Raw genomic sequence first — 25,040 nt, forward strand, 5'->3', positions numbered from 1 at the left:
GAGAGGGAAAAGCCGATGTCCGTCGTCGACTCCCCGGCGACCCGGCGGCCCAACGACCCCGGCCGGTCGCAGCAGAACCGGGTCCCCGGTCACGCCGCCCCCAAGCGCCGCCGGCGTGGGAGCGGCCGCACCCCGTGGCTGCTCGCCCTGCCCGCCCTCCTGTTGATCGCCGGCCTGCTGGGTTACCCGCTGGTCCGGATGGTCGTCCTGTCCTTCCAGAACATGCGCCTGCGCGAGCTGCTCAGTGGGCGCACACCCCCGTGGGTCGGCTTCGACCAGTACACCCGGGTCCTGAGCGACAGCGTCTTCTGGGCGGTGGTCGGGCGTACGGTCGCCTTCACCGTCGTCTCGGTGCTGATCTCGGTGTTCTTCGGCCTCGGCATCGCGCTGCTGATGCGCCGGGTCAGCCGGGGTGTCCGGCTGTTCATGGTCGTCGCCATGATGTTCGTCTGGGCGCTGCCGCAGCTGGTCGCGGCCCAGATCTTCCGGTGGATGACCGACTCCGACTTCGGCGTCGTCAACTACCTGATCGACAAGCTGCCGGGCGTGAACTACCAGAACCACAGCTGGTTCGTGAACCCGTGGCAGGGCTGGAGCGTCATCACCACGCTGGTCGTCTGGGCGGGCATCCCGTTCCTGGCGATCACGCTCAACGCCGGCCTGACCCAGGTGCCCAAGGAGCTGCTCGAGGCGGCCACCGTCGACGGGGCCACGCCCTGGCAGTCGCTGCGCAACATCACCCTGCCGATCCTGAAGCCGCTGATCATGATCGTCACGACGCTCTCGGTGATCTGGAACTTCGGCCTGTTCACCCAGGCCTGGGTGCTGCGCGACGGTCACCCCGAGCCGCAGTTCCAGACGCTCGCGACCTACTCGTACACGCAGGCGTTCGGCCAGTCCCGCTACAGCCTGGGCTCGGCCATCGCGGTGATCACCGTGCTGCTCATGCTCGGCGTGATGATCTTCTATATCAAGCAGATGTTCAGGATCGGAGAGGTGGACTGATGGTCGCCCCCACCGCGAGCCCCGCGCCCGCGTCCACCGTCCCCGTCCGGCCCCGCCGGGCCCGGACCGACGACGGCGTCATCACCGTCGGGCGCAGCCGCACCGGCACCATCCTGGCCAACACCGCCGGGGTCGTCTTCTCCGTACTCATGCTCTTCCCGGTCTACTGGGTGCTGAACACCGCGTTCAAGCCGGCCGACGAGGTGCTGGCGCTGGATCCGACGTTCTGGCCGACCAGCCCGACCCTGGACAACTTCGTCTCCGCCTTCAAGGCCCCGCTGTTCCTCAAGGACATGCTCAACGGCGTCATCGTCACCCTGCTGGCGGTGGCCGGCGCCCTGGTGGTGGGCTTCCTCGGGGCGTTGTCGATCGCGCGGTTCTCGTTCTACGGCCGCAAGGCGATCATCCTGGTCGTCCTCGTGGTGCAGTTGATCCCGTTCCTGTCGTTGCTCATCCCGCTGTTCCTCATGCTGCAGAGCGCGGACTTGACCAACAGTTTGATCGGTGTGAGCATCACCTACCTCGTGCTGATCCTGCCCTACACCGTCTGGACGCTTCGCGGCTTCATCTCCGGCATTCCGAGGGAGCTCGATGAGGCGGCGATGATCGACGGCTGCACCCGGGGGCAGGTGTTCTGGCGCATCATCCTGCCGCTGACCGGTCCCGGCCTGGTGGCCACCAGCGTGTACGGGTTCATCCAGGCCTGGAACGAGTTCATCATCATCAACACGCTCAACAGCCCGGACAAGCAGAATCTGATGGCCTGGCTGCTGCAGAACCAGACAACGCGCGGTACCGCCTGGGGGCCCCTCATGGCCGGTGCGATCATCACCTCGATCCCTGTGGTGATCTTCTTCCTGATCATCCAGCGCAATATCGCCACCGGCCTCACCGCCGGTGCCGTCAAGGGATGATCAGGACTCAACACCAGTAAGGCAGTACGGCAAGCACTGAGGAGATGCTGTGACCGACATATTCACCAAGCCCGAGCTCGACCGCCGTACGCTGCTGCGCCGCGCGGCCGCGGTCGGTCTGCTGGCCACCCCCGCCGTGGGCATGCTGAGCGCCTGCGTCGGCAGCTCCGACGAGGACACCCCGGAGCAGGCCACCGGGACGAAGTCGGCGGACAACCCGCTCGGCATCGACCCCAAGGCCGGCGTCGAGATCGTGATCTTCAACGGTGGTCTGGGCACCGACTACGCCACCAAGGTGGACACGCCGCTGTTCAACAAGAAGTGGCCCGAAGCCAAGATCACGTATTCGCAGGCCGAGGAGATCTCGACGGTCGTGCAGCCGCGCATCAACGCCGGCAGCCCGCCCGACATGATCAACAACTCGGGCTCGAAGCTGATGGACTTCGGCGCGATCGTCAAGGCCGGCCAGGCGGCCGAGCTGACCGACCTGTTCGCGGCGCCGTCGCTCGACATCGCCGGCAAGACCGTGGCCGACACCCTGGTGCCGGGCGCGATCGAGCAGGGCAGCTACGACGGCAAGCCGTTCGCGGTGAACTACTCGTACACCGTGTTCGGTCTCTGGTACAACGCGGCGCTGTTCAAGAAGAACAACTGGACCCCGCCGACCACCTGGGCCGAGTTCACCGCGCTGTGCGACAAGATGAAGGCCGCGGGCGTCGTGCCGTTCGGCTACGCCGGTGCCAACGCGTCGTACTACATGGTCCGGGCCATCCTGACCAGCGCCGGCAAGATCGGCAGCGAGCAGGTTCTCAAGGACATCGACAACCTGAAGGAAGGCGCCTGGACGAACGACGCCATCAAGCAGGCCGCGCAGGCCTGGGCGGGTATCGGCCAGAAGTACATCAACAAGACCTTCCTCGGCCTGCGGCACACCGAGGTCCAGCTCCAGCAGAACCAGGACAAGGTCGGGTTCTACCCGTGCGGCTCCTGGCTCGAGAACGAGCAGGCCAAGGACACCCCCAAGGGCTTCGAGTACGCGATCGCGGCGTACCCGAGCGTGACCGCGGCCGACAAGCTGCCGGCCACCGCCATCAACGCGGCCGCCGGTGAGATCTACTTCGCCGCGGCCAAGGGCAAGAACCCGCAGGGCGGCAAGGAATACCTGCGCACCATGCTCTCCAAGGAGGCGGCGCTGGAGTTCACGAAGCTCACGAAGTCGCTTACGGTGGTGGCGGGTGCGTCCGACGGCCAGACGATCTCCCCCGGACTGACCAGCGCGAACGACGCGGTGACCAAGGCCGGCAAGGACATCTTCATGGGCTACCTGTTCGACACCTGGTACAAGAAGCTCGACGACGAGTCGCGCGCCGCGGCCAACGACCTGATGTTCAAGGACTACGACGCGGCCAAGTTCTGCGACCGCATGGAGAAGGCGTCCCAGGCCGTGGCCAAGGACTCCTCCGTCACCAAGTTCACCCGCAGCTGATCAATCGGTAACTGATCCAAAGCACGAAGGCAGGACGGTAGACGCCATGCGGCACGGCAAGTATCCCTTCATCATCGGCTTTCTTGTCGTGCCGGTGGCGCTCTACGCGGTCTTCGTGGTCTGGGCTTACATCCAGGCGTTCTACCTGTCGGTCTACGAATGGTCGGGCCTGGGCCCGGTCGAGAATTTCGTCGGCCTCGGCAACTTCCGGAAGATGTGGGACGACACGACCTTCTGGCAGTCGATCAAGCACAACGTGTTCCTGCTGGTCTTCCTGCCGATCATCACCGTCGTCCTCGCCCTGATCTTCGCGTTCCTGCTCAATGTGGGTGGCGGGCACAAGGGCGGAGTGATCCGGGGTGTCTGGGGCTCGAAGGTCTACCGGATCATCTTCTTCTTCCCGCAACTGCTGGCGCTGGCCATCGTCGCGGTGATCTTCGGCCGGGTGTTCGGCCCGGACAAGAGCGGCATGATCAACGGTTTGTTGCCGGAGTCGTGGTCACCCTGGCTGTTCCTGGCCGACGAGCGCTACGCGATGGGCTGCATCCTCGTCGTGCTGGTCTGGCAGGCGGTCGGCTTCTACGTCGTCCTGTTCTCGGCCGGCATGGGCAACATCCCGACCGAGGTGTACGAGGCGGCCGCGATCGACGGCGCCAGCCGGGTCACCCTGTTCTTCAAGATCACCATCCCGCTGCTGTGGAACACGGTGCAGGTCGCCTGGGTCTACCTCGGCATCGCCGCCTTCGACGCCTTCGCGCTGGTCAACATCATGACCGTCGACCGCGGCGGACCCGACGGCGCGACCTCGGTGCTCAGCCTCATGATCTACCGCAACGCCTTCGAGTTCTCGCAGGCCGGCTACGCCTCCGCACTGGGTGTGGTCCTCTTCTTCCTGACCCTGACTTTCGCTTGGGTGACCCTCTCGGCCACCCGGCGCGAATCCGTCGAAGCCTGAGCGGCGAGAGGCGAGACGATGACCACCATCACGAAGACCCCCGGCACCACGGCCCCCTCCGCGGGCCGCGCGCCCGAACCCAAGCGCGATCTCAAGATCGCCACCGGCCTCTCGCACGTCGCCCTGGTCGCGTGGGCCGTGATCACGGCGGGCCCGCTGCTCTGGGTGCTGCTCGCGTCGTTCAAGAGCAACACCGAGATCTTCCTGGGCAAGCCGTTCGCGCTGCCCAACGAGTTCTCGTTCAGCACCTATGTCAACGCGTGGAGCGACGCGCACATCGGCCGCTACTTCATCAACAGCGTCTTCGTGGTGCTGATCAGCACCGCCGGCACGATGCTGCTGGGCTCGATGGCGGCCTATGTGCTGGCCCGCTACAAGTTCCCCGGCAACCGGGCGATCTACTACCTGTTCGTCTCGGGCCTGGCCTTCCCGACGTTCATGGCGCTGGCGCCGCTGTTCTACATCCTCAAGGGGATGGGACTGCTGGGCTCCTTCACCGGCCTGATCCTGGTGTACATCGCCTACTCGCTGCCCTTCACGATCTTCTTCCTGGCCGCCTTCTTCAAATCGCTGCCGTACGAGATCGAGGAGGCCGCCACCGTCGACGGCGCCTCGCACACCCGTAAGTTCTTCCAGATCATGATGCCGATGGCCCGCTCCGGCCTGGTCAGCATCACGATCTTCAACATCGTCGGCCAGTGGAACCAGTACCTGCTGCCGGTGGTCATCATGAGCGGCCCCGGCGCCGACCGGAAGCTGCTGCTCACCCAGGGCATCGCCCAGATCAGCGTGTCGGCCGGCTATCAGGCCGAGTGGTCGACGCTCTTCGCCGCCCTCGTCCTCACGATCCTCCCGATGATCATCGTGTACGCGATCTTCCAGCGGCAGATCCAGGCCGGCCTCACCGCGGGCGCCGTCAAGTAGCTCTCAACCGGCAACGGCTCCCCGGTCGGCTTCGGCCCGGGGAGCCGTTCCCTCTTTACTCAGCGGCTCCGGCCGGTGCTGTCCCACCACGGGCCGGGCCATCCGGCGGCCGGGGCCGGCGCACAGCCCCCGCTCACCCACGGTCCGTCCCGCACCACCGCGGGCCGTGGGTCGTCCCAGGCCGGCACGGTAGGCGAGGCGGTGGCCACGGCGGTCAGGGCCAGGGCGAAAGGTACGTAGCGAACGACCATGGAGTCCTCCTCGTCGGATGACTCCACGCTCCCCTCCGGGCCGGGCGCCCCACATCGGGAGGGACTGTTCAGATCTCGGGCCGGTCCTCTTCAGATCTTGCGATTCCGATGCCTGCGGGCCAGCTCCGCGAGCTGGATCCGGTTGGCCGTCCCGGTCTTGCGCAACATGTTGGAGACGTGCACGCCGATCGTCTTCTCGCTCAGGACGAGCGCCTTGGCGATCTCGGTGTTGGTGCCACCGGTCAGCAGGTGGGCGAGCACCTCACGCTCCCGGCTGGTGAGTCCGGGCAGGTCGGGCGGCGGGGTCGCGGCGCGATCGGCCTCGGTCAAGTCGATGCGGGCAGTGCGGGCCAGCCGTTCCAGGTCGGTGAGCAGACCCACCGCGGCGAGGTCGGTCGCCAGGCGGTGGGCGTGCCGCAAGGCGTCCGGGGCCAGGCGGTGCGTGCGCCGGTCGCGCAGGGCGGCCTGGGCCTGCCGCCACCGCGCGTAGGCCTCGTCCCACGGGAACTCAGCCCGGTGGAACGCTTCCGCCGCGGAGCGCCAGAGGGCGAGCTCGCCGGGATCGCGGGTGGCCCGGGCGGTCTCGGCCGCGGTGAGCAATTGGTATGCGTGTGCCACACCCTCGGCCAGTTCCGCGTTCGGATCCGGCGCGACGGCGGGAAAGCGGCGGCCGAACTCGGCGAGAAGCTCCAGCACGGGTGCCGGGTCGCGGCCGGCATCCCGGTCGGCCTCGGCCCGGTCGGCCAGGGCCCGCGCCGCCAGCGGAAGCAACTCCTCGGCGTACCCGGTCCGTTCCATCTCGGCCACCGCGTTCTCGAACGCCGCTTCCGGCTCGTGCCCACCCAGGGCCACGTGGACCTGCACCTCGACGAAGCCCAGGAACGACCGGGCCGCGGGCGGCGCCGTGAAGACCTCGTCGGCTCGGGCCACGTGGGCCTCGGCTTCGGCTTGGCGGCCCTGCAGGCAGGCGAGCTTGGCCGCGGTCAGCCGGCTGAGGGCATCGGCCCGCACCCCCGGCTGTGCGCCGAGCGCCACGCGTAACCGTTGCCGGCAGGCGCGCCAATCACCGGTCCACAACAGACAGAACGCCTCCCAGGCGCACATCTCGGCGACGTGGGTGTGGGCGGCGCCGCGAGCGGTGAGCTCCTCGGCGGCCCTCCGATAGAGGCCCGGCATCTCCCGGAACGGTCCCTGGAAGGTGTTGACGACGGCGTACGTGGCGCCCTTGAGGATCTCGGGCCGCCCCAGGCGCAGTCCGAGCTCCCAGGCCCGTTGCGCGTCCCGCGCGAATCCCGGGTCGCCGGTGAGGAACTTGGCGGAGGCCGAGGGGAGCAGGGCGGTGGCGACGGTTTCCTCGTCACCACACCGCTCGGCCAGTTCGAGGGCCCGTGCGGCGAGTGGCACCCCGCTCGGGTCGCCGGCCCACAACAGGCCCTGGGCCAGCTGGGCTGTGGTCCGCGCGTGGTCGGCACTGTCCGGGTGGGACGCGGTGATCGCGTGCGCCGCGCGTCGCAGTTCGATGTTCGGCCCGTCCAGACAGGCCGCGATGCGCAACACCGCCCGCCGGCTCATCAGACGACCCGATCGCAACGGCTGACTGCCCGGTGGCACGAGTCCGATCAGCGCCTCGACCGCCTCCAGTTCGGCCTGATAGAGCCCGGCCCGATCGGCGGCGAGCCGGATGCGCTCCCACAAATCGGCTTCGCTCAGGCCGGGATCGTCGAGGCTCGCCCTCAACGACAGGGCGCGGCGGAACAGGCGGAGTTGTTCCGCCGGCCGCGTGGTCGCGTCGGCCGCCCGCAGCGCCCAGCGGAAGGCCGGTTCGGTCAGCCCGGCTCGCGCGTAGTGGTCGGCCCGGTTCACCGGGTCGGTGTCGTCGAGCACCGAGGCGTACGCGGCGTGCATCTGCCGCCTCTGATCCGGGAGCAGCTCGTCGTCCAGGACCTCGGCCAGGAGGGGATGGGTGAACCAGTAACGCCTGTCCGCGGTCGCCAGCAGCACCGCGGCGTCGACCGCCTCCCGCAGCGCCGGCAGCACGGGATCGGCGAACCCGAGCGAAGGAGCGGTCCGGACGAGCGGTTCGTAGGCCTGGGGATGCCCGCCGACGGCGACGATCCGGGTCAGCTCGCGGGCCGGCGCCGACATCGACCGCCACGGCCGGATCACCGCGTCGCGCAGATGTGCGGGCCGGGTCGGCGGCAGCGTCACCGCGCGCGGATCGAGGTCGCGTACGAGCAGGTCGGTCAGGTAGGGGTTGCCGCCGGTGCGGGTGTGCACCTCGTCGACCAGCCCTTGATCGGCCGGCCGGCCGAAAACGCCGGCGATCTGCTCGTCCGTCCCGGCCCGGTCGAGCCGCCCGAGGGGCAGCTCGCGGACGCGCGGGAGGCGCAGGACGTCGGCGAACCACCAGGACAGCCAGTCACCCTCGGCGCCGGCCCGCACGGTGGCGATCAGCCCGAGACCCCGGTCGGCCCGCCCGGCGATCGTGTAGAGCAGGACGTCGAGGGTGCTGCGGTCGGCCCACTGCAGATCGTCGACGACCAGCACCACCGGCCGGTCGGCGGTGGCCCGGTCGAGCCAGGCGTCGAACGCGACGAGCGTGACGTCGTCGCTCAGACCGGCCCGTCGCAGCACCTCGCGCAGCGGCAGCAGCGGGGCGGTCATCGACGTCAGCGGCAGGCATCCGGCCCACAGCGTCTCCCGCCGCGCCGCCACGCGTGTCGAGCCCTGCTCTCAGCCCCAGACCTCCTCGGCGGTCTCGACGATCAGAGCCAGCTTGGCCACCTCTTCGTCGTACGTCAGGGTGTTGCCCTCGACGGTGGAGGAGAAGCCGCACTGGGGGGAGAGGCACAGCTGGTCGAGCGGGACGTAGCGGGCGGCCTCGTCGATGCGGCGCTTCAGGGTGTCCTTGGACTCCAGGGCGCCGCGCTTGGTCGTCACCAGGCCCAGAACGACCATCTTGCCGGGCGGGACGAAGCGGAGCGGGGCGAAGTCGCCGGAGCGGTCGTCGTCGTACTCGAGGAAGAAGCCGTCGACGGCCAGCTCGTTGAACAGGGCCTCGGCCACGAAGTCGTAGCCGCCCTCGGCCGTCCACGACGAGCGGAAGTTGCCGCGGCACATGTGGGTGGTCACGGCCAGGCCCTCGGGGCGGTCGGCGATCGCGGCGTTGATCTGCCGGATGTAGCGCAGATGCTGATGGTCGGCGTCGTCGCCGCGCTCGGTCAGCAGGCGGCGCTGGGCCGGGTCGTTGAGGTAGGCCAGGCTGGTGTCGTCGAGCTGCAGGTAGCGGCAGCCGAGGCCGGCCACGCGGCGCACCTGGTCGGCGTACGCGGCACTGAGGTCGGCCCAGAACTGGTCCTGATCGGGGTAGACGGCCGGGTCGATCGCGGCCCGGCCACCGCGGTAGTGGACCATGCTGGGCGACGGGATGGTCAGCTTGGCGGTGACGCCGGGGTCCACGATGGACTGCAGGTAGCTGAAGTCGTCGCCGAAGACGGTCTCGGTCAGGCGGATCGGCCCGTCGACGGCGAGCGCGGCCGACTCGAAGTCGATCTCCCCCTCGGCGTTGCGGAAGTGCACCTGGATCTTCTCGTCGGTGGGGTGGATGCCACCGAGGCGGTAGATGAAGTCCATGTGCCACGACGTGCGGCGGAACTCGCCGTCGGTGGCCGAGCGCAGGCCGGCGTCGCGCTGCATGCGCACGACGTCGCGGATCGCGTCGTCCTCGACGGCCCGCAGCTCGGCGGCGTCGATCTCGCCGGTGGCGCGGCGCTCGCGCGCCTGGAGCAGCCGGGCGGGGCGGAGCAGACTGCCGACGTGGTCGGCCCGGAACGGTGGCGTGTCGCGGAGCGTCATGCCGCTCACCGTAACGCCGGGAACGGCTCGCCGCGGTTGAGCCGATCGATGAGCTCCAGTGCGGCCGGCGGGCCGCCGTTCGCGTCGAGCCACCGGCTGACCCGGCAGGCGGCCCGGGAATACACCTGCTGATCGGCGCTCGCCGCCTCCAGCCAGGCCGGCAGCGTCGCGGGCAGGGCCGTGCCGTCGTCCGGCCGGCGGCAATGCTCGCCCAGGTAGCGCGGGTCGCCGGACACGACGACGGCGAGGCCCTCGTCGAACCACTGCGGGACGTCGCCGTCGAGCCGCTGGTGCAGCTCGACGTGGGACATCTCGTGCGAGGCGATGACCGCGTCGAGCCCGCGCGGCGAGAGCATGACGGCGCGGTTGAGGACGGCGATGCCCTTTTCCCCGCCGCCTCCGACGCGGTCGTAGCAGTCGTCGGTGAAACAGGCGACGAGCCGTGGATCGGACTCGCGGCCACCGTAGAAGTCGCCGACCCGGCGCCGGGCCTCCGTCGCGAGGCCGATCAGCTGGTCCTGCTGGGCGGCGGTGAGGCCGCGCTCGCTCCAGAGGCCGTCGCCGACCCGGGTCAGGCCGTAGCAGCCGGGACAGGTGGTCGCCGCGGCCGACGGATAGGCGAACGCCAGGCCGCCCACCAGCGCCGCGAGGACAACGACGATGCCGGCGGCGATCCAACGCAATCTCACCGGACCAGTGTGCCGGGGCGATCACCGGACGGCATCGGACCACGGTCGGAGATACCCGCCGAATCTCCCAAGCCCGTGGACAGCGGCCCGATCTCGGACGAGGCTTAGCTGGTCATGTTCGTCTCGCCTCGCAGGGGAATCGCTGTGCCTGAGATCTACACCGCCGACGCCGGCCGTTACGCGTCCATGGAGTACCGCCGCACCGGACGCTCGGGCCTCAAGCTGCCCGTCGTGTCACTCGGGTTGTGGCACAACTTCGGCGACGACCGGCCGCTCGCGACGCAGCGGGCCATCCTGCGGCGCGCCTTCGACCTGGGCATCACGCACTTCGACCTGGCCAACAACTACGGACCCCCGTACGGTTCGGCCGAGAGCAACTTCGGGCGGCTGCTCGCCACGGACTTCGCCCCCTACCGCGACGAGCTCGTGATCTCGACCAAGGCGGGGTACGACATGTGGCCCGGCCCGTACGGCGACTGGGGCTCGCGCAAATACCTGACCGCCTCGCTCGACCAGTCGCTGCGGCGGATGGGCCTCGACTACGTCGACATCTTCTATTCGCACCGGCACGACCCGGAGACGCCGCTCGAGGAGACGATGGGCGCGCTGGCCGCCGCCGTCCGGGCCGGCAAGGCGCTGTACGCCGGCATCTCGTCCTACTCGCCGGAGAAGACCGCCGAGGCCGCGGCCATCCTGCGGGATCTCGGCATCCCGCTGCTGATCTCGCAGCCGTCGTACTCGATGTTCAACCGCTGGATCGAGGGCGGTCTGCTCGACCAGCTGGAGCGGGACGGTGCCGGCTGCATCGCGTTCTCGCCGCTGGCCCAGGGCATGCTGACCGACCGGTATCTGAACGGCGTGCCCGAGGGCTCCCGGGCCACCGAGGACAAGTCGCTGACACCGGACTGGATCAACGACGACAACCTGGGCAAGATCCGCTCGCTCAATGAGATCGCCCGGCGGCGCGGCCAGTCACTGGCCCAGATGGCGATCGCCTGGGCGCTGCGCGACCCGCGGATGACCTCGGTCGTCCTCGGCGCCAGCAGCGTGGCCCAGCTGGAGGACAACGTGGCCGCCCTCGGCAACACCGCCTTCTCGCCGGACGAGCTGGCCGAGATCGACAAGTACGCCACCGAGGCCGGGATCAACCTCTGGGCGCGCTCCAGCGAATCCTGATCACGCCAGCAGGGCTTCGCGCATCTCCCGGCCCGGGTTGAAGCCGGCGACGACGGCGGGGGACGCCGGGTCGTACACGTCGATGGTGGTGTTGCGGCGCATCCATTCGCGGACCGGCTGGGGGAGCGGGGGCTCGTCGCTCATCGCGTTGCGCAGGTCGCGGGCGGCCAGGATGAGCCGGTGGGCCAGGGTGGCGCCGTCGGTGTCGGGGCGCACGCGGGCGAACTCCCAGCCGTCGACGACCAGGTCGAGGATCTCGAAGAGGTGGGCCAGCAGCGCCCGGGTGTCGGTGGTGCGCACGGCCCGCTTGGCCTCGGCGCTGATCACCGTGGCGGCCGCGCTGAGTTGAATGTACGGGTGGAGCTGGGCCGGCAGCGTGAACAGCGACCACCGCAACTGGCCCTGCGTGTCGCGCCAGAGCGGGCGGTAATTGGCCCGGTCGACCGGGAACGCGTAACCGGTGCGGCGGGACAGCTCGGCGGCCTGGGCCCACAGGTCGGCGTGCGCGGCGTCGGCGAACTCGCGCAGGATGGCCGCGGCCGCCGCCACCCCGTCATCCCCGGCCAGCAGCGGGACGACCGCGGCGGCCTGGTCGTGGAACGCCCCGGGCAGGTGCGGGCCGAAACGATCCCGGACGTCGTCGACGAGGGCCTGCTCGACGCCCGGAGTCTTCTGCTTGGCCGAACCCCGCCGGAACCACCGCATGTCGCCTCGTTCAGCCGCGCCGTCAGAACGCGGCAACTGTAGTCGATCGTCGATCCGGAAAGTGAAGTACCGAGTGCCGATATTTCCCTCGTTCGACCCGGCCCGTCAGGGGTACCAGGATGGGGTCAGGGGCAACCCGCCCCGTACGCGAGAGAAGGTTTTGATCATGCAGAGTCGCCGCATCGGTGACGCGACGGTCGGCGCGATCGGCCTCGGCGGCATGCCGATGTCGATCGAGGGCCGGCCCGACGAGGAGCGGTCGATCCGCACGATCCACGCCGCGCTCGACGCCGGCGTCACGCTGATCGACACCGCCGACGCCTATCACATCGGCGCCGACGAGGTCGGGCACAACGAGACGCTGATCGCCCGCGCGCTGGCCACCTATGGCGGAGACACCTCCGGCGTGCTGGTCGCCACGAAGGGCGGCCACCTGCGCCCGGGTGACGGCAGCTGGACGGTGAACGGCTCGCCCGACTATCTCAAGCAGGCCTGCGAGGCCTCGCTCAAGCGGCTCGGCGTCGAGGCGATCGGCCTCTACCAGTTCCACCGCCCCGACCCGGGCGTGCCCTACGCCGAGGCGGTCGGCGCCGTCCGCGACCTGCTCGACGCGGGCAAGATCCGGATGGCCGGCATCTCGAACGCCGACCTGGGGCAGATCCGCGAGGCGCAGGAGGTGCTCGGCGGCCGGCTGGCCTCGGTGCAGAACCAGTTCTCGCCGGCGTTCCGGTCGTCCGAGCCCGAGCTGCAGCTCTGCGACGAGCTGGGCATCGCCTTCCTGCCCTGGTCGCCGCTGGGCGGCATCAGCAAGGCGGCCGAGCTCGGCGGGCAGGCCGACGCGTTCGCCCGGGTGGCGGAGCGTCACGGGGTGAGCCCGCAGCGCGTCTGCCTGGCCTGGCACCTGGCGAAGTCGCCGGTCGTCGTGCCGATCCCGGGGGCCAGCCGGCCCGAGACGATCCGGGACTCGGCCGCGGCGTCCGAGCTGACCCTGACGCCGGACGATCTGGCCGAGATCGGCATCTGAGCGGCGGAGCCGGGCGGCACGGTGGCATTTGGGTGCGTGCCGCCCGACTCCTCCGATCACGCCCGCCCGGCGACGATGTGACTCCTCGACGCGGCCCGGAACACCTCGGGGGCTGCCACTTCGAGGAGCTGCTCATGGGGTCGACCCCGTCGTACGGGCCGGAACACCCGCGAGGACTGATCGGGCGGCTGTCCGATCTGCGGGTCAGCACCAAGATCATGACGGCGGTGCTGGTCGTCGGCGCGCTCGGAAAGACGTGCAGATCGCGGCCGTCCGCAAGGCCGAGGTCGACCCGCTGGTCGCGCAGGCCCGGGAGGCCATGGACACGCTCGCCGCCCAGACCGTCGCCAAGGCGCAGGAGGAGAAGGCCACCGCCCAGTCCGCCTACGACACCGCCCGTGACCTGATCATCGGACTGATCGTCGCCGGGCTGCTGCTCGGCGTGGCCCTGGCGATGGGCGTGGCCCGCCTGATCACCAAGCCGCTGGCCCGCTGCGTCCAGGTGCTGATGAGGATCCGGGACGGCGATCTGACCGCCCGCACCGGCCTGCACGGCCGCGACGAGCTGGGTCAGCTGGCCGAGGCGCTCGACACCTCGACCGAGGCCATGGCCGGCATGGTGCGCCAGGTGACTGACAACGCCCACCACGTGGCCGCGGCCTCCGAGGAGCTGTCCGCCGTCTCGGTGCAGATGTCCTCGGCCGCCGAGGAGACCTCGGCCCAGGCCGGCACCGTCGCGGCCGCGGCCGGCACGGTCTCGCAGAACGTGCAGACCGTCGCGGCCGGCGCCGACGAGATGGGCGTGGCGATCCGGGAGATCGCGACCAGCGCCACCCAGGCCGCCTCGGTCTCGGCCCAGGCGGCCCAAACCGCCGAGCGCACCAACGAGATCGTGGCCAAGCTCGGCCAGTCGTCGTCCGAGATCAGCGGCGTGGTGCAGCTGATCACGTCGATCGCCCAGCAGACCAACCTGCTCGCCCTGAACGCCACCATCGAGGCGGCCCGGGCCGGCGAGATGGGCAAGGGCTTCGCCGTCGTCGCCTCCGAGGTCAAGGACCTGGCCCAGGAGACCGCCCGGGCCACCGAGGACATCTCCCGCCGGATCGGCGCGATCCAGAGCGAGACCGGCCAGGCCGTGGTCGCGATCGGCGAGATCACCGAGGTGACCGCGCGGATCAACGACCACGCGGCCACCATCGCCGCCGCCGTCGAGGAGCAGACCGCCACCACCAACGAGATGGCCCGCAGCGTCGCCGAGGCGTCGGCCGGCGCCGAGGACATCGCCGGCACCATCGCCGGGGTGTCGCAGGCGGCCGGCGCCACCGCCACCGGTGCCACCGAGACCCAGGCGACGGCTCAGGACCTGGCCCGGATGGCCGAGGAGCTGCACCAGACGATCTCGGTCTACCGCGTCTGACCGCTCACTTGTCGAAGCTCGCGTAGTACGACGCGGCCATGTCCTTGTCACCGTGGCCTTGCTCGGCGGCGCGGCGGAACCGCTCGGCCCCGGCCTCGGCCAGGTCGAGACGGACGCCGTGCCGCCGGCCGGCCTCGGCGATCAGGCGGGCGTCCTTCTCGGCCGTGGTCACCGCGAAGCTGGCCGGGGAGAGCTGGTCGCCCCGCACCAGTCCGACCTTGGTGCGCAGGTAGGCGTTGTCGAGCGGACCACCCTGGATGAGCTCGAGGAACTTGTCGGGGTCGACGCCGAGCGCCTCGGCCAGCGACAGCGTCTCGGCGCCGGCGTGGGTCAGCGCCAGCACCCAGCTGTTGGCGACCAGCTTGAGCCGGGTCGCCGCGCCGGGCTGGTCGAGCCACACCGTGCGGCTGCCGACCGCGTCGAAGACCGGCGTCAGGTCGTCCTGGCGCTCGGCCGGTCCGGCGGCGAGCACGGTGAGCTGACCCGCCTCGGCCGGCTGCCGGGTGCCGAGCACCGGAGCGTCGTAGAAGGCGAGGCCGTGCTCGGCGGCGTCGGCGGCCAGCCGGTCGACGTCCTCGAGGCTCACGGTCGTCGACTGCACCCACAGCGCCCCGGGCTTGACGGCCGGGAACGCCTCCCTCATCACCTCACGGACGGCGTCGCCGTCATAGAGCATGGTGAGCACCACATCGGCGTCCCGCACGGCCTCGGCCGCGCTCGGCGCGACCACGGCCCCGTCGCCGGCGAGCGGTGCGGCCTTGTCGGCGCTGCGGTTCCAGACGCGTACGGTGTGCCCGGCTTTCAGGAGATTGCGGGCCATCGCGGCGCCCATGATGCCGGTGCCCAGCACGCCCACGGTAAGTGTTTCGGTCATCCGGCCATCCTGGCGCGCGCCTCGGCCTTCCGCCACGCCGTTCGCGCATGGCGTCCCCCCGCCGGCCGCATGCGGCGGGAAAAGGCCCCGGGCCGCCGGGAAGGCCCAGGGCGTGGACCCGTCGGAACTTGTCGTACCCCCGGGCGAGAATGATGAGGTGCTGACAGCGGTGGTGGCGGATGCGGGTGGCCGAGGAGGCCGCCTGGTGGATCTGCGGGCCGACGGCTCGGCCGCCGGTCCGGTCCGGCCGGCCGACGACCTGGCCGATGCCATCGGCGAGCGGGAGGCCGCCGATCATCCCCGCTGGGTCTGGCCGGCCACCGCCGATCTCTATCCGGCGCTGCTGCGCGCCGGGGTCCGGGTCGCCCGCTGTCACGACCTCGAGCTCACCGAGGCGCTGCTCTCCGGGCACGCCGGGCGCTGGGGCGAGCCGCGATCACCGGCCGCGGCCCACGCCCGGTTGCACGGCCTGCCGGTGCCGCCCGATCCGCCGCCCCGGGTCGCCGAGCCGCCGGGCTTCGCCCAGGCGTCGCTGTTCGAGACGGCGGGCGACCACTCGGCCCCGGTGGCGATCGAGGTCGTCCAGGAGGTCTACGCCGACCAGCTGACCCGGCTGGCCCGCACCGGGCATCCGGGCCGGTTCCGGTTGCTCGTGGCCGCCGAGTCGGCCGGTGCCCTGGTCGGGGCCGAGATGGGGCACACCGGGCTGCCGTGGCGGGCCGATCTGCACGACGCCCTGCTGCGCGAGCTGCTCGGGCCACCGCAGCCGGTGGGGCCACCGCGCCGCCTGGCCGAGCTGTCGGCCGAGATCAACGCGGCCTTCGGCACGTGGGGGCTGCATCCCGACTCGCCGGCCGAGGTGGTCCGCGCGTTCGCCCGGGCCGGCGTCGACATCCCCAGCACCCGGGCCTGGGTGCTCAAACAGGTCGATCACCCGGCCGTCCGGCCGCTGCTCGAATACAAAGAGCTCTACCGCATCTGGACGGCGCACGGCTGGTCGTGGTGTGACGCCTGGGTCAGTGACGGCCGGTTCCGGCCGGAGTATGTGCCGGGCGGCGTGGTGAGCGGCCGGTGGGCCACCCGCGGGGGCGGGGCGTTACAGGTGCCCAAGGCGGTGCGGCGGGCCGTTGTGGCCGATCCGGGCTGGCGGTTCGTGGTCGCCGACGCCGGTCAGCTCGAGCCGCGGGTGCTGGCCGCGATCTCGGGTGATGAGCGGCTGGCCGCGGCGGCGGCCGCCGGGGATCTGTATGCCGCGCTGGCCCGGGACTCGTTCGACGGTGATCGGGCCAAGGCCAAGGTGGCGCTGCTCGGCGCCATGTATGGGCAGACCGGCGGGGCGGCCGTCCCGGCGCTCGCGGTGCTGCGGCAGCGCTATCCGACGGCCTTCGAGTTCGTCGAGCAGGCCGCCCGGGTGGGCGAGGCCGGGGGGTTGGTCCGCTCCTGGCTGGGCCGCACGTGCCCGCCCTCGTCGACGGCCTGGCGCGACGCCGGGCTCGACCCGCCGGAGGAGGCGGGCAGCGCGGAGCTGCCGCAGGGCGGCGCCTCGGGGCGGGCCCGCGGACGGTTCACCCGCAACTTCGTCGTCCAGGCGACCGCGGCCGAGTGGGCCCTGGTCCTGCTGGCCACGCTGCGCACGGCGCTGGAGGGCAGCAAGGCCGAGATGGTGCTGTTCGTGCACGACGAGGTGGTGATCCATTGCCCGGCTGAGCAGGCCGAGCAGGTTGTGGCGGCGGTCAACGAGTGCGCCGTGCGGGCGGGCCGGCTGCTCTTCGGCGACACCACCGTGCGCTTCCCGCTGGAGGTGGCGGTGGTCGACGCCTACGCGACGGCGAAATAGACCCGGTTTGTCGGCGACGTCTCAGTAGATGGAGCTGCCGCCGGCGGGGAACGAAAATCGGGTAGTTTTGTTGGTCCGAAGCGAGAGGCGCTGCAACGGGGTGACACCCGCCACGCTCGCTCGGTGGAAACCGACCAAGGGCGCCTCCGTTAACCGGAGGTGGTCGGTATGGACAAGAACAGAATCGCCGAGCTCGAGCGCCTGCTCAGCGAGCGCGTCCTCGTGCTCGACGGCGCGTGGGGCACGATGCTGCAGGGGGCCCAGCTCAAGCCCGAGGACTACCGCGGCGACCTGATCTCCCCTGATCACCCGCAGGACGTCACGGGCGACCCCGACCTGCTGATCCTCACCCGGCCCGACGTGATCCTGGACGTCCACCGGCAATACCTGGCGGCCGGCGCCGACATCACCACCACCAACACGTTCACCGCGACGAGCATCGCCCAGGCCGACTACGGCCTGCAGTCGTACGTCAAGGAGATGAACGTCCGCGGCGCGCAACTGGCCCGTCAGGCCGCCGACGAGGCCGGCGGCAAGTTCGTCGCCGGCTCGGTCGGCCCGCTCAACGTGACGCTGTCGCTGTCGCCCAAGGTCGACGAGCCGGCCTACCGCGCGGTGACGTTCGACCAGGTCAAGGCGGCGTATGCCGAGCAGATCGCCGCCCTGGCCGAGGGCGGCGTCGACCTGCTGCTGGTCGAGACGATCTTCGACACGCTCAACGCCAAGGCCGCCATCGCCGCCGCCCGCGAGGTGGCTCCCGACCTGCCGCTGTGGATCTCGGTGACGATCGTCGACCTGTCCGGCCGGACGCTCAGCGGTCAGACCGTCGAGGCGTTCTGGCGCTCGATCGAGCGGGCCGAGCCGATGATCGTCGGGGTGAACTGCGCGCTCGGCGCGACCGAGGCCCGGCCGCACGTGGCCGAGCTGGCCCGCCTGGCAAATGTGTATGTCGCCGCCCACCCGAACGCCGGGCTGCCCAACGCGTTCGGCGGCTACGACGAGACCCCGGCCCAGACCGCGGGCCTGATCGAGGAGTTCGCCGCCGCCGGCCTGGTCAACATCGTCGGCGGTTGCTGCGGCACGACCCCGGCCCACATCGGGCGGATCGCCGAGGCCGTGCGGACGGCCAAGCCGCGCCTGATCAACCCACCGGCCGAGACGACCCGGTTCAGCGGCCTCGAGCCGTTCGCGATCGGCCCCGACACCGGCTTCGTCATGATCGGTGAGCGGACCAACGTCACCGGCTCGGCCAAGTTCCGCCGGCTCATCGAGGCCGACGACTACCAGGGCGCGGTGGCCGTGGCGCTCGACCAGGTGCGCGGCGGCGCCAACCTGCTCGACGTCAACATGGACGCCGACCTGCTCGACAGCGAGCAGGCGATGACCACCTTCCTCAACCTGATCGCCACCGAGCCCGAGGTCGCCCGCATCCCGGTCATGATCGACAGTTCCCGGTGGAGCGTGCTCGAGGCCGGTCTCAAGTGCGTGCAGGGCAAGAGCGTGGTCAACTCGATCAGCCTCAAGGAGGGCGAGGAGCAGTTCCTCGCGCAGGCCCGCCGCATCCGCGACTTCGGCGCCGGCGTGGTCGTGATGGCCTTCGACGAGCAGGGCCAGGCCGACACCCGGGACCGCAAGGTGGCGATCTGCGGGCGCGCCTACGACCTGCTGGTCAACGAGGCCGGCTTCGCACCCGGTGACATCATCTTCGACCCCAACGTGCTGGCCGTGGCGACCGGCATCGCCGAGCACAACGGCTACGCCAAGGCGTTCATCGAGGCCCTGCCGCTGATCAAGGAGCGCTGCCCGGGCGCGCGCACCAGCGGCGGCATCTCCAACCTGTCGTTCTCCTTCCGCGGCAACGACGTGGTCCGCGAGGCCATGCACTCGGCGTTCCTGTTCTACGCCGTCCAGGCCGGCCTCGACATGGGCATCGTCAACGCCGGTCAGCTCGCCGTCTACCAGGACATCCCGGCCGACCTGCTCGAGCTGGTCGAGGACGTGCTCTTCGACCGCCGCCCGGACGCCACCGACCGGCTCGTGACGTTCGCGTCCACCGTCACCGGCAAGGGCAAGCAGCGCGAGGTCGACCTGTCGTGGCGGGAGGCCCCGGTCGGCGAGCGCCTGTCCTACGCGCTGGTGCACGGCATCGTCGACTACATCGAGGCCGACACCGAGGAGGCCCGGCAGCAGAAGGCCCGGCCGCTCGAGGTGATCGAGGGCCCGCTGATGGACGGCATGAAGGTGGTCGGCGACCTCTTCGGCTCGGGCAAGATGTTCCTGCCCCAGGTGGTCAAGAGCGCCCGTGTCATGAAGCGCTCGGTGGCCTACCTCGAGCCCTTCATGGAGGCTGAGAAGGAGCAGGCCCGCCTGGAGGGGCGCGTCGAGGCCAACCGCGGGCAGGGCAAGGTCGTGCTGGCCACGGTCAAGGGCGACGTCCACGACATCGGCAAGAACATCGTCGGCGTGGTGCTGGGCTGCAACAACTACGAGGTGATCGACCTCGGCGTGATGGTGCCGGCGGCCAGGATCCTGGACACCGCGATCAGCGAGGGGGCCGACGTCATCGGGCTCTCCGGCCTGATCACCCCGTCGCTCGACGAGATGGTCTCGGTCGGTGCCGAGATGCAGCGCCGCGGGCTCAAGCTGCCGCTGCTGATCGGCGGGGCCACCACGTCCAAGCAGCACACGGCGGTGCGCATCGCTCCGGCGTACGAGGGCTCGACCGTCCATGTGCTCGACGCCTCCCGGGTCGTGGGCGTCGTCAGTGACCTGCTCGAACCCGACCGGGCCGAGCGGCTCGACACGGCGAACCGGGCCGACCAGGAGCGGCTGCGCGAGCAGCACGCCAACCGGCGCTCCCAGACCCTGCTCACGGTCGAGCAGGCCCGCGCCAACCGGGAGACGGTCGACTTCACCGACCTGCCCACGCCCGCCTTCACCGGCGTCCGCGAAGTCCGGCCGGCCATCGCCGAGCTGCGCAAGATGATCGACTGGCAGTTCCTCTTCCTGGCCTGGGAGCTCAAGGGCAAGTACCCGGCGATCCTCGAGCAGCCGGTGGCCCGCGAGCTGTTCGACGACGCCAACGTGCTGCTCGACCAGATCATCGCCGACGGCTCGTTCGAGGCGCGCGGGCGCTACGCGTTCTGGCCGGCCCACAGCGAGGGCGACGACATCGTGCTCGACAACGGCGTCACCTTCCCGATGCTGCGCCAGCAGACCGAGAAACCGGCCGGCCGCGCCAACCGCTGCCTGGCCGACTACATCGCCCCTGCTCCTTCCCGCGGCGGAAAACAGAAGGAAAACCCGGATAAGGGCGACCACCTGGGCGGTTTCGCGGTGGCCATCCACGGTGCCGACGCGCTGGCCGCCAAGTACGAGGCCGAGAACGACGACTACCGCGCGATCATGGTCAAGGCGCTGGCCGACCGGCTGGCCGAGGCGTTCGCCGAGTTCCTGCACCTGCAGGTCCGGCGGGAGTGGTTCGAGCCCGGCTCCGAGCCCAAGCTCGAGGATCTGCACGCCGAGCGGTTCCGGGGCATCCGGCCCGCGCTGGGCTACCCGGCCAGCCCCGACCACAGCGAGAAGAAGGACCTCTTCGAGCTGTTGGGGGCGGCCGAGATCGGGGTCGAGCTCACCGAGTCGTACGCGATGACGCCCGCCGCCGCCGTCAGCGGTCTCATCTTCGCCCACCCGCAGTCGCGCTACTTCACGGTCGGTCGGCTCGGCCGGGACCAGATCGCCGACTACGCCCGTCGCCGCGGCATGCCGCAGGACGAGATCGAGCGTTGGCTGCGTCCCAATCTGGCGTACGAGATCGACTGATCGGGCATGATCGTCGGATGACCACCGTCGATCTCCAGGGCGTCGACGCCCTCCTGGCCCGGGCTCGCGACGGCATGCGACGGCTCGACCCGCACGAGACGCGGGCGGCCGTCGCGGCCGGCGCGCTGCTCATCGACACCCGCACCGATGTGCAGCGCCAAACCCAGGGCCGGCTGCCGGGCTCCATCGTGATCGACCGCACGGTGCTGGAGTGGCGGCTCGACCCGGCCTCGCCGCACCGCATCCCCGAGGCCACCGGCGCCGACCGGGTGATCATCGTGGTGTGCCGGCAGGGCTACAGTTCCAGCCTGGCCGCCGCCAGCCTGCGCGCGGTCGGCCTGCGCAACGCGACCGACCTGGCCGGCGGCGTCGAGGCGTGGCTGGCGGCCGGCCTGCCGACCACCACCGACCCCGAGGACGTGCGTTTCTGATGCCGCTGCTCTTCTCGTACGGAACCCTGCGCGACCCGGCCGTGCAGAGAGCCAATTTCGGGCGTACGCTCACCGGCCGCGACGACCGCATCGTGGGCTACCGCCTCGAGATGCTGCAGATCGCCGACGCCGAGGTGGTGGCGCTCAGCGGCGAGACGCACCATCCGATCCTGGTCGCCACCGGCTCCCCGGACGACACCGTCGACGGCTCGGTCCTCGAGCTCACCGACGACGAGCTGCGGCGGGCCGACGACTACGAGGTCGACGACTACCAGCGCGTCGAGGCACCCCTGGCCGCCGGCGGCACGGCCTGGGTCTACGTCGCGCAGTGACCCTCAGCCGCCCGCCAGATAGCGCAGCGCACGCCGGCGGCCCTTGACCGCCGTCCAGCAGGTCAGGCCGAAGCAGACGGCGAGCAGGACGGAAAGCCCGACCTGGAACCAGTTGTCGTCCACCACGGCGCGGAAGACGGCGGCGCCCGCCTGCAGCGCCGCGCCGGCGCCGGTGAGCCCGATGAACCAGCCCCGGCCGGTTTCCCACTCGGCGTTCTGCCGAGCCAGCGCGTCGATGCGGGGATCCGTCGTGCCGCCGTTGTCGAGCGCCCGCACCACCGCGTCCTGAACGCCCGGCTCGACACTGACCGGCGGCCGGCCCCGTCCCGCGCGCGGCCGGAACACCAACGCCACGATCAGCAGGCCCACCGTGGCCGGCACCAGCAGCAGGCCGACGTCCCCGGCCGACAGGCCTTCACCTCGCGAGAACAGGAGGCCGCCCGCGATGCCGATCACGCTGAGCACGATCACGACGGTGACCGCGAGGCGAAGGCGCTGGGCTGATTCGCTGTCGCGGGTCCTGGACGAGCCGGAGCCGGTAGTCATGGCCGCCCAATACCCAGGACGGCCCGTCGTCAATACCGGGATCGATAGCGCCGGCGCCGGCGGCGGGGGTCGCCGAGCACGCTGCGGCCCACGAAGAAGGCCAGGCCGACGATCACCGCCAGCAGGCCACCGACCAGCGGCAGGTTGATCGTCGAGGCGGGCGCGCTCTGCGCGGCGGCGGACAGCGCCGGGCCCCCACCACCCCCGCCCTGGGTGGCGACGGCCGGCGGCGGGGCGGTCGGCAGGGCCTCGTAGTCGACCAGGTTGCTGCTCTCCAGCAGCGTCAGGTGGGTCATGACGAACTGGTTGGCCCGCTGGGCCAGCTTGCGGATCGTGTCGTTGCGGGTGCTGGTCCGGATCGTCGCGATGGCCGGGAAGATCTTGCCGTGCGCGGCCCGCAGCCGGTCGATGTAGATCTGGTCGAAATCCTCGCCCTGCGCGTCGCGCATCTCGGCCAGCCAGCCCTGCTGGTCCTGATTGGGCTTGTCGGGCAGCTTGATGGTCAGCTTCCGCGCCGCCTCGCGGACCATCCGGTCCAGCACGACGTGCTGGGCGGCGATGTCCTTGCCGATGGCCCTGATCCGCGGGTCGTCCGACTGCTTCTGGGCCATCTCGCCGGCCGGGATCTCCCACAGCCCGGCCAGGCGCACCTTGACCGCGAAATCCCGGTCGGCGGCGGCGACGTCGCCCGAGCCGGTGTCCTTGATCAGCCCGTTCGGTGGCAGCGGCACGCCCGGCTCGGCCCGAGCCGTGCCCGGCTCGAGCAGTACGGCGGCGATGACGGCGGACGCCATCAGGGCCAGCCGCCTCCGGCGGGACATGCGATCGACGGCGGACACGTCAACCTCCTCCAATGCACTGACAGCGGGCCCCCTGCGGGCGGTGATACGGACCGGAGCCCGCAGCGGATCAAAGGGGACCCACCGGATGCCGCCGGGCGGACCCGTTTGCTCGCGAACCGGGCGGGTAGCCCGACTCCGCTGAATCACGACTGATCAGGAGGTCCAGGTGCGAGCCATGACTTATCGGGGCCCGTATCGGGTGCGGGTCGAGGAGAAGGACCGGCCGTCGATCGAGCATCCCAACGACGCGATCGTGCGGGTCACCCGGGCGGCCATCTGCGGTTCCGACCTGCACCTCTATCACGGGATGATGCCGGACACCCGGGTCGGCATGACCTTCGGCCACGAGTTCGTCGGTGTGGTCGACGAGGTGGGCGGCTCGGTGCGGAACCTCAAGGTCGGCGACCGGGTCATGGTCCCGTTCAACATCTTCTGCGGCACCTGCTTCTTCTGTGCCCGCGGGCTGTACTCGAACTGCCACAACGTCAACCCCAACGCCACTGCGGTCGGCGGCATCTACGGCTACTCGCACACGTGCGGCGGCTACGACGGCGGCCAGGCCGAGTACGTCCGGGTGCCGTTCGCCGACGTCGGCCCCAGTCTGCTCCCCGACTGGCTGGACGAGGAGGACGCGGTCCTGCTCACCGACGCGATGGCCACCGGCTACTTCGGCGCCCAGCTCGGCGACATCAAGGAGGGCGATGTCGTGGTCGTCTTCGGCGCGGGACCGGTCGGGCTCGCCGCCGCCGCGTCGTCGTGGCTGATGGGGGCGGGCCGGGTGATCGTCATCGACCACCTGGACTACCGCCTCGAGAAGGCCCGGACCTTCGCCCACGCCGAGACGATCAACTTCACCGAGTACGACGACATCGTCGTCCACCTGAAGAAGCTGACCGAGCACCTGGGCGCCGACGTGGCCATCGACGCGGTCGGCGCCGAGGCCGACGGCAACCTGGTGCAGCACGTCACCGCGGCCAAGTTCAAGCTGCAGGGCGGCTCGCCGATCGCGCTCAACTGGGCGATCGACTCGGTGCGCAAGGGCGGCACGATCTCGGTCATGGGCGCGTACGGCCCGATGTTCAGCGCGGTCAAGTTCGGCGACGCGATGAACAAGGGGCTGACGCTGCGGATGAACCAGTGCCCGGTGAAGCGGCAGTGGCCGCGGTTGTTGGAGCACGTCCGCAACGGCTATCTCAAGCCGCGCGACATGGTGACCCACCGGATCCCGCTCGAGCACATCGCCGAGGGCTACCACATGTTCTCGGCCAAGCTCGACGGCTGCATCAAGCCGCTCATCATCCCGTCCTGAGGGGGAAGCCATGGCCTATACACCCGACAAGCCCAAACTCGCCGAGAACAGCGAGCAGCTGCGCGCCCGCATCCCCGGCTGGGGTGCCGACCTGGACCCGAAGGACCGCCCGTCGGTGCCACGGGAGCAGTTCGACCCGACGTTCGGCGGTGCGCACTGGGAGTTCCCCGAGCGTCAGCCCGAGCGGTGGCCGCGCGAGCGGTCGATCGAGCATGCCTTCCTGACCCCGGTCTTCGGCACGTCCTGCCCGCCGAAGGGACTCTCCGGCCGGATCCGCCGCTACTCGTACGCCAAGTACAGCGAGGGCCGCGCCGCGCACTGGCTGCTGCTGCTCGCCTCGGACCGGGTCGACGCGGTGGAGAGCACGCTGCGCTCGTTCGTGTCCCGCCGCCCGGACAACCCGATCACCGAGACCGGTGTCCTCAGCGAGGGGCGGCGGCACGGGCTGTCGTCGCGCCGGGGCCGCCGCTCCGACAAAGTCCACCACCCGCTCGACCCGATCATCGTGGCGGCTCCGTGGGTGCTGGGCGCCGGTCTCGTGTACGCCGTGGTCCGTCGCGTCCGCGGCTGATCGTCCGATCCGACTGTGCGCCGGTGCCCCGGGGCGGGCACCGGCGCACAGTGCTGCGCGCCATGGTGCTAGCAC

General features: G+C 70.7%; 22 protein-coding genes. 14 read left to right on the plus strand and 8 right to left on the minus strand.

Translation table 11 applies throughout. From position 1 onward, the window contains the following. Window positions 1–15: 15 nt before the first annotated feature. From NAG42_RS14020 to NAG42_RS14040, 5 genes are read left to right on the plus strand one after another with little or no spacing between them, the layout of a single operon-like run. On the plus strand, window positions 16–1,005 hold the full coding sequence (locus NAG42_RS14020) for a carbohydrate ABC transporter permease (RefSeq protein WP_250030668.1): 990 nt from the start codon (window positions 16–18) through the stop codon (window positions 1,003–1,005). Then, window positions 1,005–1,919, plus strand: coding sequence for a carbohydrate ABC transporter permease (locus NAG42_RS14025; RefSeq protein WP_250030669.1), 915 nt, complete (start codon window positions 1,005–1,007; stop codon window positions 1,917–1,919). Before NAG42_RS14020 ends, NAG42_RS14025 begins: the two co-directional genes overlap by 1 nt. A 49-nt stretch (window positions 1,920–1,968) precedes the next feature. Continuing rightward, window positions 1,969–3,405 carry an N-acetylglucosamine/diacetylchitobiose ABC transporter substrate-binding protein gene (gene ngcE, locus NAG42_RS14030; protein WP_250030670.1) on the plus strand — a complete coding sequence of 479 codons (1,437 nt, stop codon included), beginning with the start codon at window positions 1,969–1,971 and terminating at the stop codon, window positions 3,403–3,405. A 46-nt stretch (window positions 3,406–3,451) separates the two neighbouring features. After that, the gene (locus NAG42_RS14035; protein ID WP_250030671.1) at window positions 3,452–4,360 is read left to right on the plus strand and encodes a carbohydrate ABC transporter permease; all 909 of its coding nucleotides are present in this window, start codon (window positions 3,452–3,454) and stop codon (window positions 4,358–4,360) included. Window positions 4,361–4,378: 18 nt separating this feature from the next. After that, entirely contained in the window at window positions 4,379–5,284 is a 906-nt protein-coding gene (locus tag NAG42_RS14040; protein WP_250030672.1) for a carbohydrate ABC transporter permease, read from the plus strand. A 59-nt stretch (window positions 5,285–5,343) separates the two neighbouring features. Here the strand turns inward: NAG42_RS14040 and NAG42_RS14045 are convergent, their stop codons facing one another. From NAG42_RS14045 to NAG42_RS14060, 4 genes are all read right to left on the minus strand, one after another. Next, window positions 5,344–5,535 (minus strand): hypothetical protein, encoded by a 192-nt coding sequence (locus NAG42_RS14045; RefSeq protein ID WP_250030673.1) that lies wholly within the window; start codon window positions 5,533–5,535, stop codon window positions 5,344–5,346. A gap of 90 nt (window positions 5,536–5,625) precedes the next feature. Then, on the minus strand, window positions 5,626–8,250 hold the full coding sequence (locus NAG42_RS44880) for a LuxR C-terminal-related transcriptional regulator (protein ID WP_308201151.1): 2,625 nt from the start codon (window positions 8,248–8,250) through the stop codon (window positions 5,626–5,628). An 18-nt stretch (window positions 8,251–8,268) separates the two neighbouring features. Continuing rightward, window positions 8,269–9,390 (minus strand): 5-methyltetrahydropteroyltriglutamate--homocysteine S-methyltransferase, encoded by a 1,122-nt coding sequence (locus NAG42_RS14055; protein ID WP_250030674.1) that lies wholly within the window; start codon window positions 9,388–9,390, stop codon window positions 8,269–8,271. A 5-nt stretch (window positions 9,391–9,395) separates the two neighbouring features. Next, the gene (locus tag NAG42_RS14060; RefSeq protein WP_250030675.1) at window positions 9,396–10,079 is read right to left on the minus strand and encodes a hypothetical protein; all 684 of its coding nucleotides are present in this window, start codon (window positions 10,077–10,079) and stop codon (window positions 9,396–9,398) included. A 186-nt stretch (window positions 10,080–10,265) separates the two neighbouring features. Here NAG42_RS14060 and mgrA point away from each other — a divergent pair, with 186 nt between their 5' ends. Beyond that, a complete protein-coding gene (gene mgrA / locus NAG42_RS14065) occupies window positions 10,266–11,255 on the plus strand; it encodes an L-glyceraldehyde 3-phosphate reductase (RefSeq protein WP_250030896.1) in 990 nt (329 codons plus the stop codon). On the opposite strand, the gene NAG42_RS14070 is transcribed toward mgrA, so the two are convergent. Next, window positions 11,256–11,960, minus strand: a complete 705-nt coding sequence (locus tag NAG42_RS14070; RefSeq protein WP_250030676.1) for a hypothetical protein — start codon at window positions 11,958–11,960, stop codon at window positions 11,256–11,258. Window positions 11,961–12,126: 166 nt separating this feature from the next. Here NAG42_RS14070 and NAG42_RS14075 point away from each other — a divergent pair, with 166 nt between their 5' ends. Then, the gene (locus tag NAG42_RS14075) at window positions 12,127–12,984 is read left to right on the plus strand and encodes an aldo/keto reductase (RefSeq protein ID WP_250030677.1); all 858 of its coding nucleotides are present in this window, start codon (window positions 12,127–12,129) and stop codon (window positions 12,982–12,984) included. A gap of 256 nt (window positions 12,985–13,240) precedes the next feature. Further along, on the plus strand, window positions 13,241–14,401 hold the full coding sequence (locus NAG42_RS14080; RefSeq protein WP_250030678.1) for a methyl-accepting chemotaxis protein: 1,161 nt from the start codon (window positions 13,241–13,243) through the stop codon (window positions 14,399–14,401). Window positions 14,402–14,405: 4 nt separating this feature from the next. Here the strand turns inward: NAG42_RS14080 and NAG42_RS14085 are convergent, their stop codons facing one another. Next, window positions 14,406–15,548 carry an NAD(P)-dependent oxidoreductase gene (locus NAG42_RS14085; RefSeq protein ID WP_284045278.1) on the minus strand — a complete coding sequence of 381 codons (1,143 nt, stop codon included), beginning with the start codon at window positions 15,546–15,548 and terminating at the stop codon, window positions 14,406–14,408. On the opposite strand from NAG42_RS14085, the gene NAG42_RS14090 reads away from it, so the two are divergent. The 4 genes from NAG42_RS14090 (at window position 15,433) to NAG42_RS14105 (ending at window position 21,697) form a co-directional block, all read left to right on the plus strand. Next, a complete protein-coding gene (locus tag NAG42_RS14090; protein WP_250030680.1) occupies window positions 15,433–17,112 on the plus strand; it encodes a bifunctional 3'-5' exonuclease/DNA polymerase in 1,680 nt (559 codons plus the stop codon). The genes NAG42_RS14085 and NAG42_RS14090 overlap by 116 nt on opposite strands. Window positions 17,113–17,280: 168 nt before the next feature. Then, entirely contained in the window at window positions 17,281–20,934 is a 3,654-nt protein-coding gene (gene metH / locus NAG42_RS14095; protein WP_250030681.1) for a methionine synthase, read from the plus strand. Window positions 20,935–20,951: 17 nt separating this feature from the next. Next, entirely contained in the window at window positions 20,952–21,365 is a 414-nt protein-coding gene (locus NAG42_RS14100; RefSeq protein ID WP_250030682.1) for a rhodanese-like domain-containing protein, read from the plus strand. Then, window positions 21,365–21,697, plus strand: coding sequence for a gamma-glutamylcyclotransferase family protein (locus NAG42_RS14105; protein ID WP_250030683.1), 333 nt, complete (start codon window positions 21,365–21,367; stop codon window positions 21,695–21,697). The genes NAG42_RS14100 and NAG42_RS14105 overlap by 1 nt, the downstream gene beginning before the upstream one ends. A 3-nt stretch (window positions 21,698–21,700) precedes the next feature. Here NAG42_RS14105 and NAG42_RS14110 read toward each other — a convergent pair whose 3' ends face one another. Both NAG42_RS14110 and NAG42_RS14115 read right to left on the minus strand, forming a co-directional pair. After that, window positions 21,701–22,243 (minus strand): hypothetical protein, encoded by a 543-nt coding sequence (locus NAG42_RS14110; RefSeq protein WP_250030684.1) that lies wholly within the window; start codon window positions 22,241–22,243, stop codon window positions 21,701–21,703. A gap of 29 nt (window positions 22,244–22,272) precedes the next feature. Then, window positions 22,273–23,082, minus strand: coding sequence for a DUF4142 domain-containing protein (locus NAG42_RS14115; RefSeq protein WP_308201153.1), 810 nt, complete (start codon window positions 23,080–23,082; stop codon window positions 22,273–22,275). A 178-nt stretch (window positions 23,083–23,260) separates the two neighbouring features. On the opposite strand from NAG42_RS14115, the gene NAG42_RS14120 reads away from it, so the two are divergent. Together NAG42_RS14120 and NAG42_RS14125 are read left to right on the plus strand one after the other, a co-directional pair. Further along, a complete protein-coding gene (locus tag NAG42_RS14120; protein WP_250030685.1) occupies window positions 23,261–24,394 on the plus strand; it encodes a zinc-dependent alcohol dehydrogenase in 1,134 nt (377 codons plus the stop codon). Between the two features lie 10 nt (window positions 24,395–24,404). Beyond that, a complete protein-coding gene (locus NAG42_RS14125) occupies window positions 24,405–24,965 on the plus strand; it encodes a hypothetical protein (RefSeq protein WP_250030686.1) in 561 nt (186 codons plus the stop codon). The last annotated feature ends 75 nt before the right edge of the window (window positions 24,966–25,040 follow it).

This window comes from Paractinoplanes maris (assembly GCF_023544465.1).
Lineage (GTDB): Bacteria > Actinomycetota > Actinomycetes > Mycobacteriales > Micromonosporaceae > Actinoplanes > Actinoplanes maris.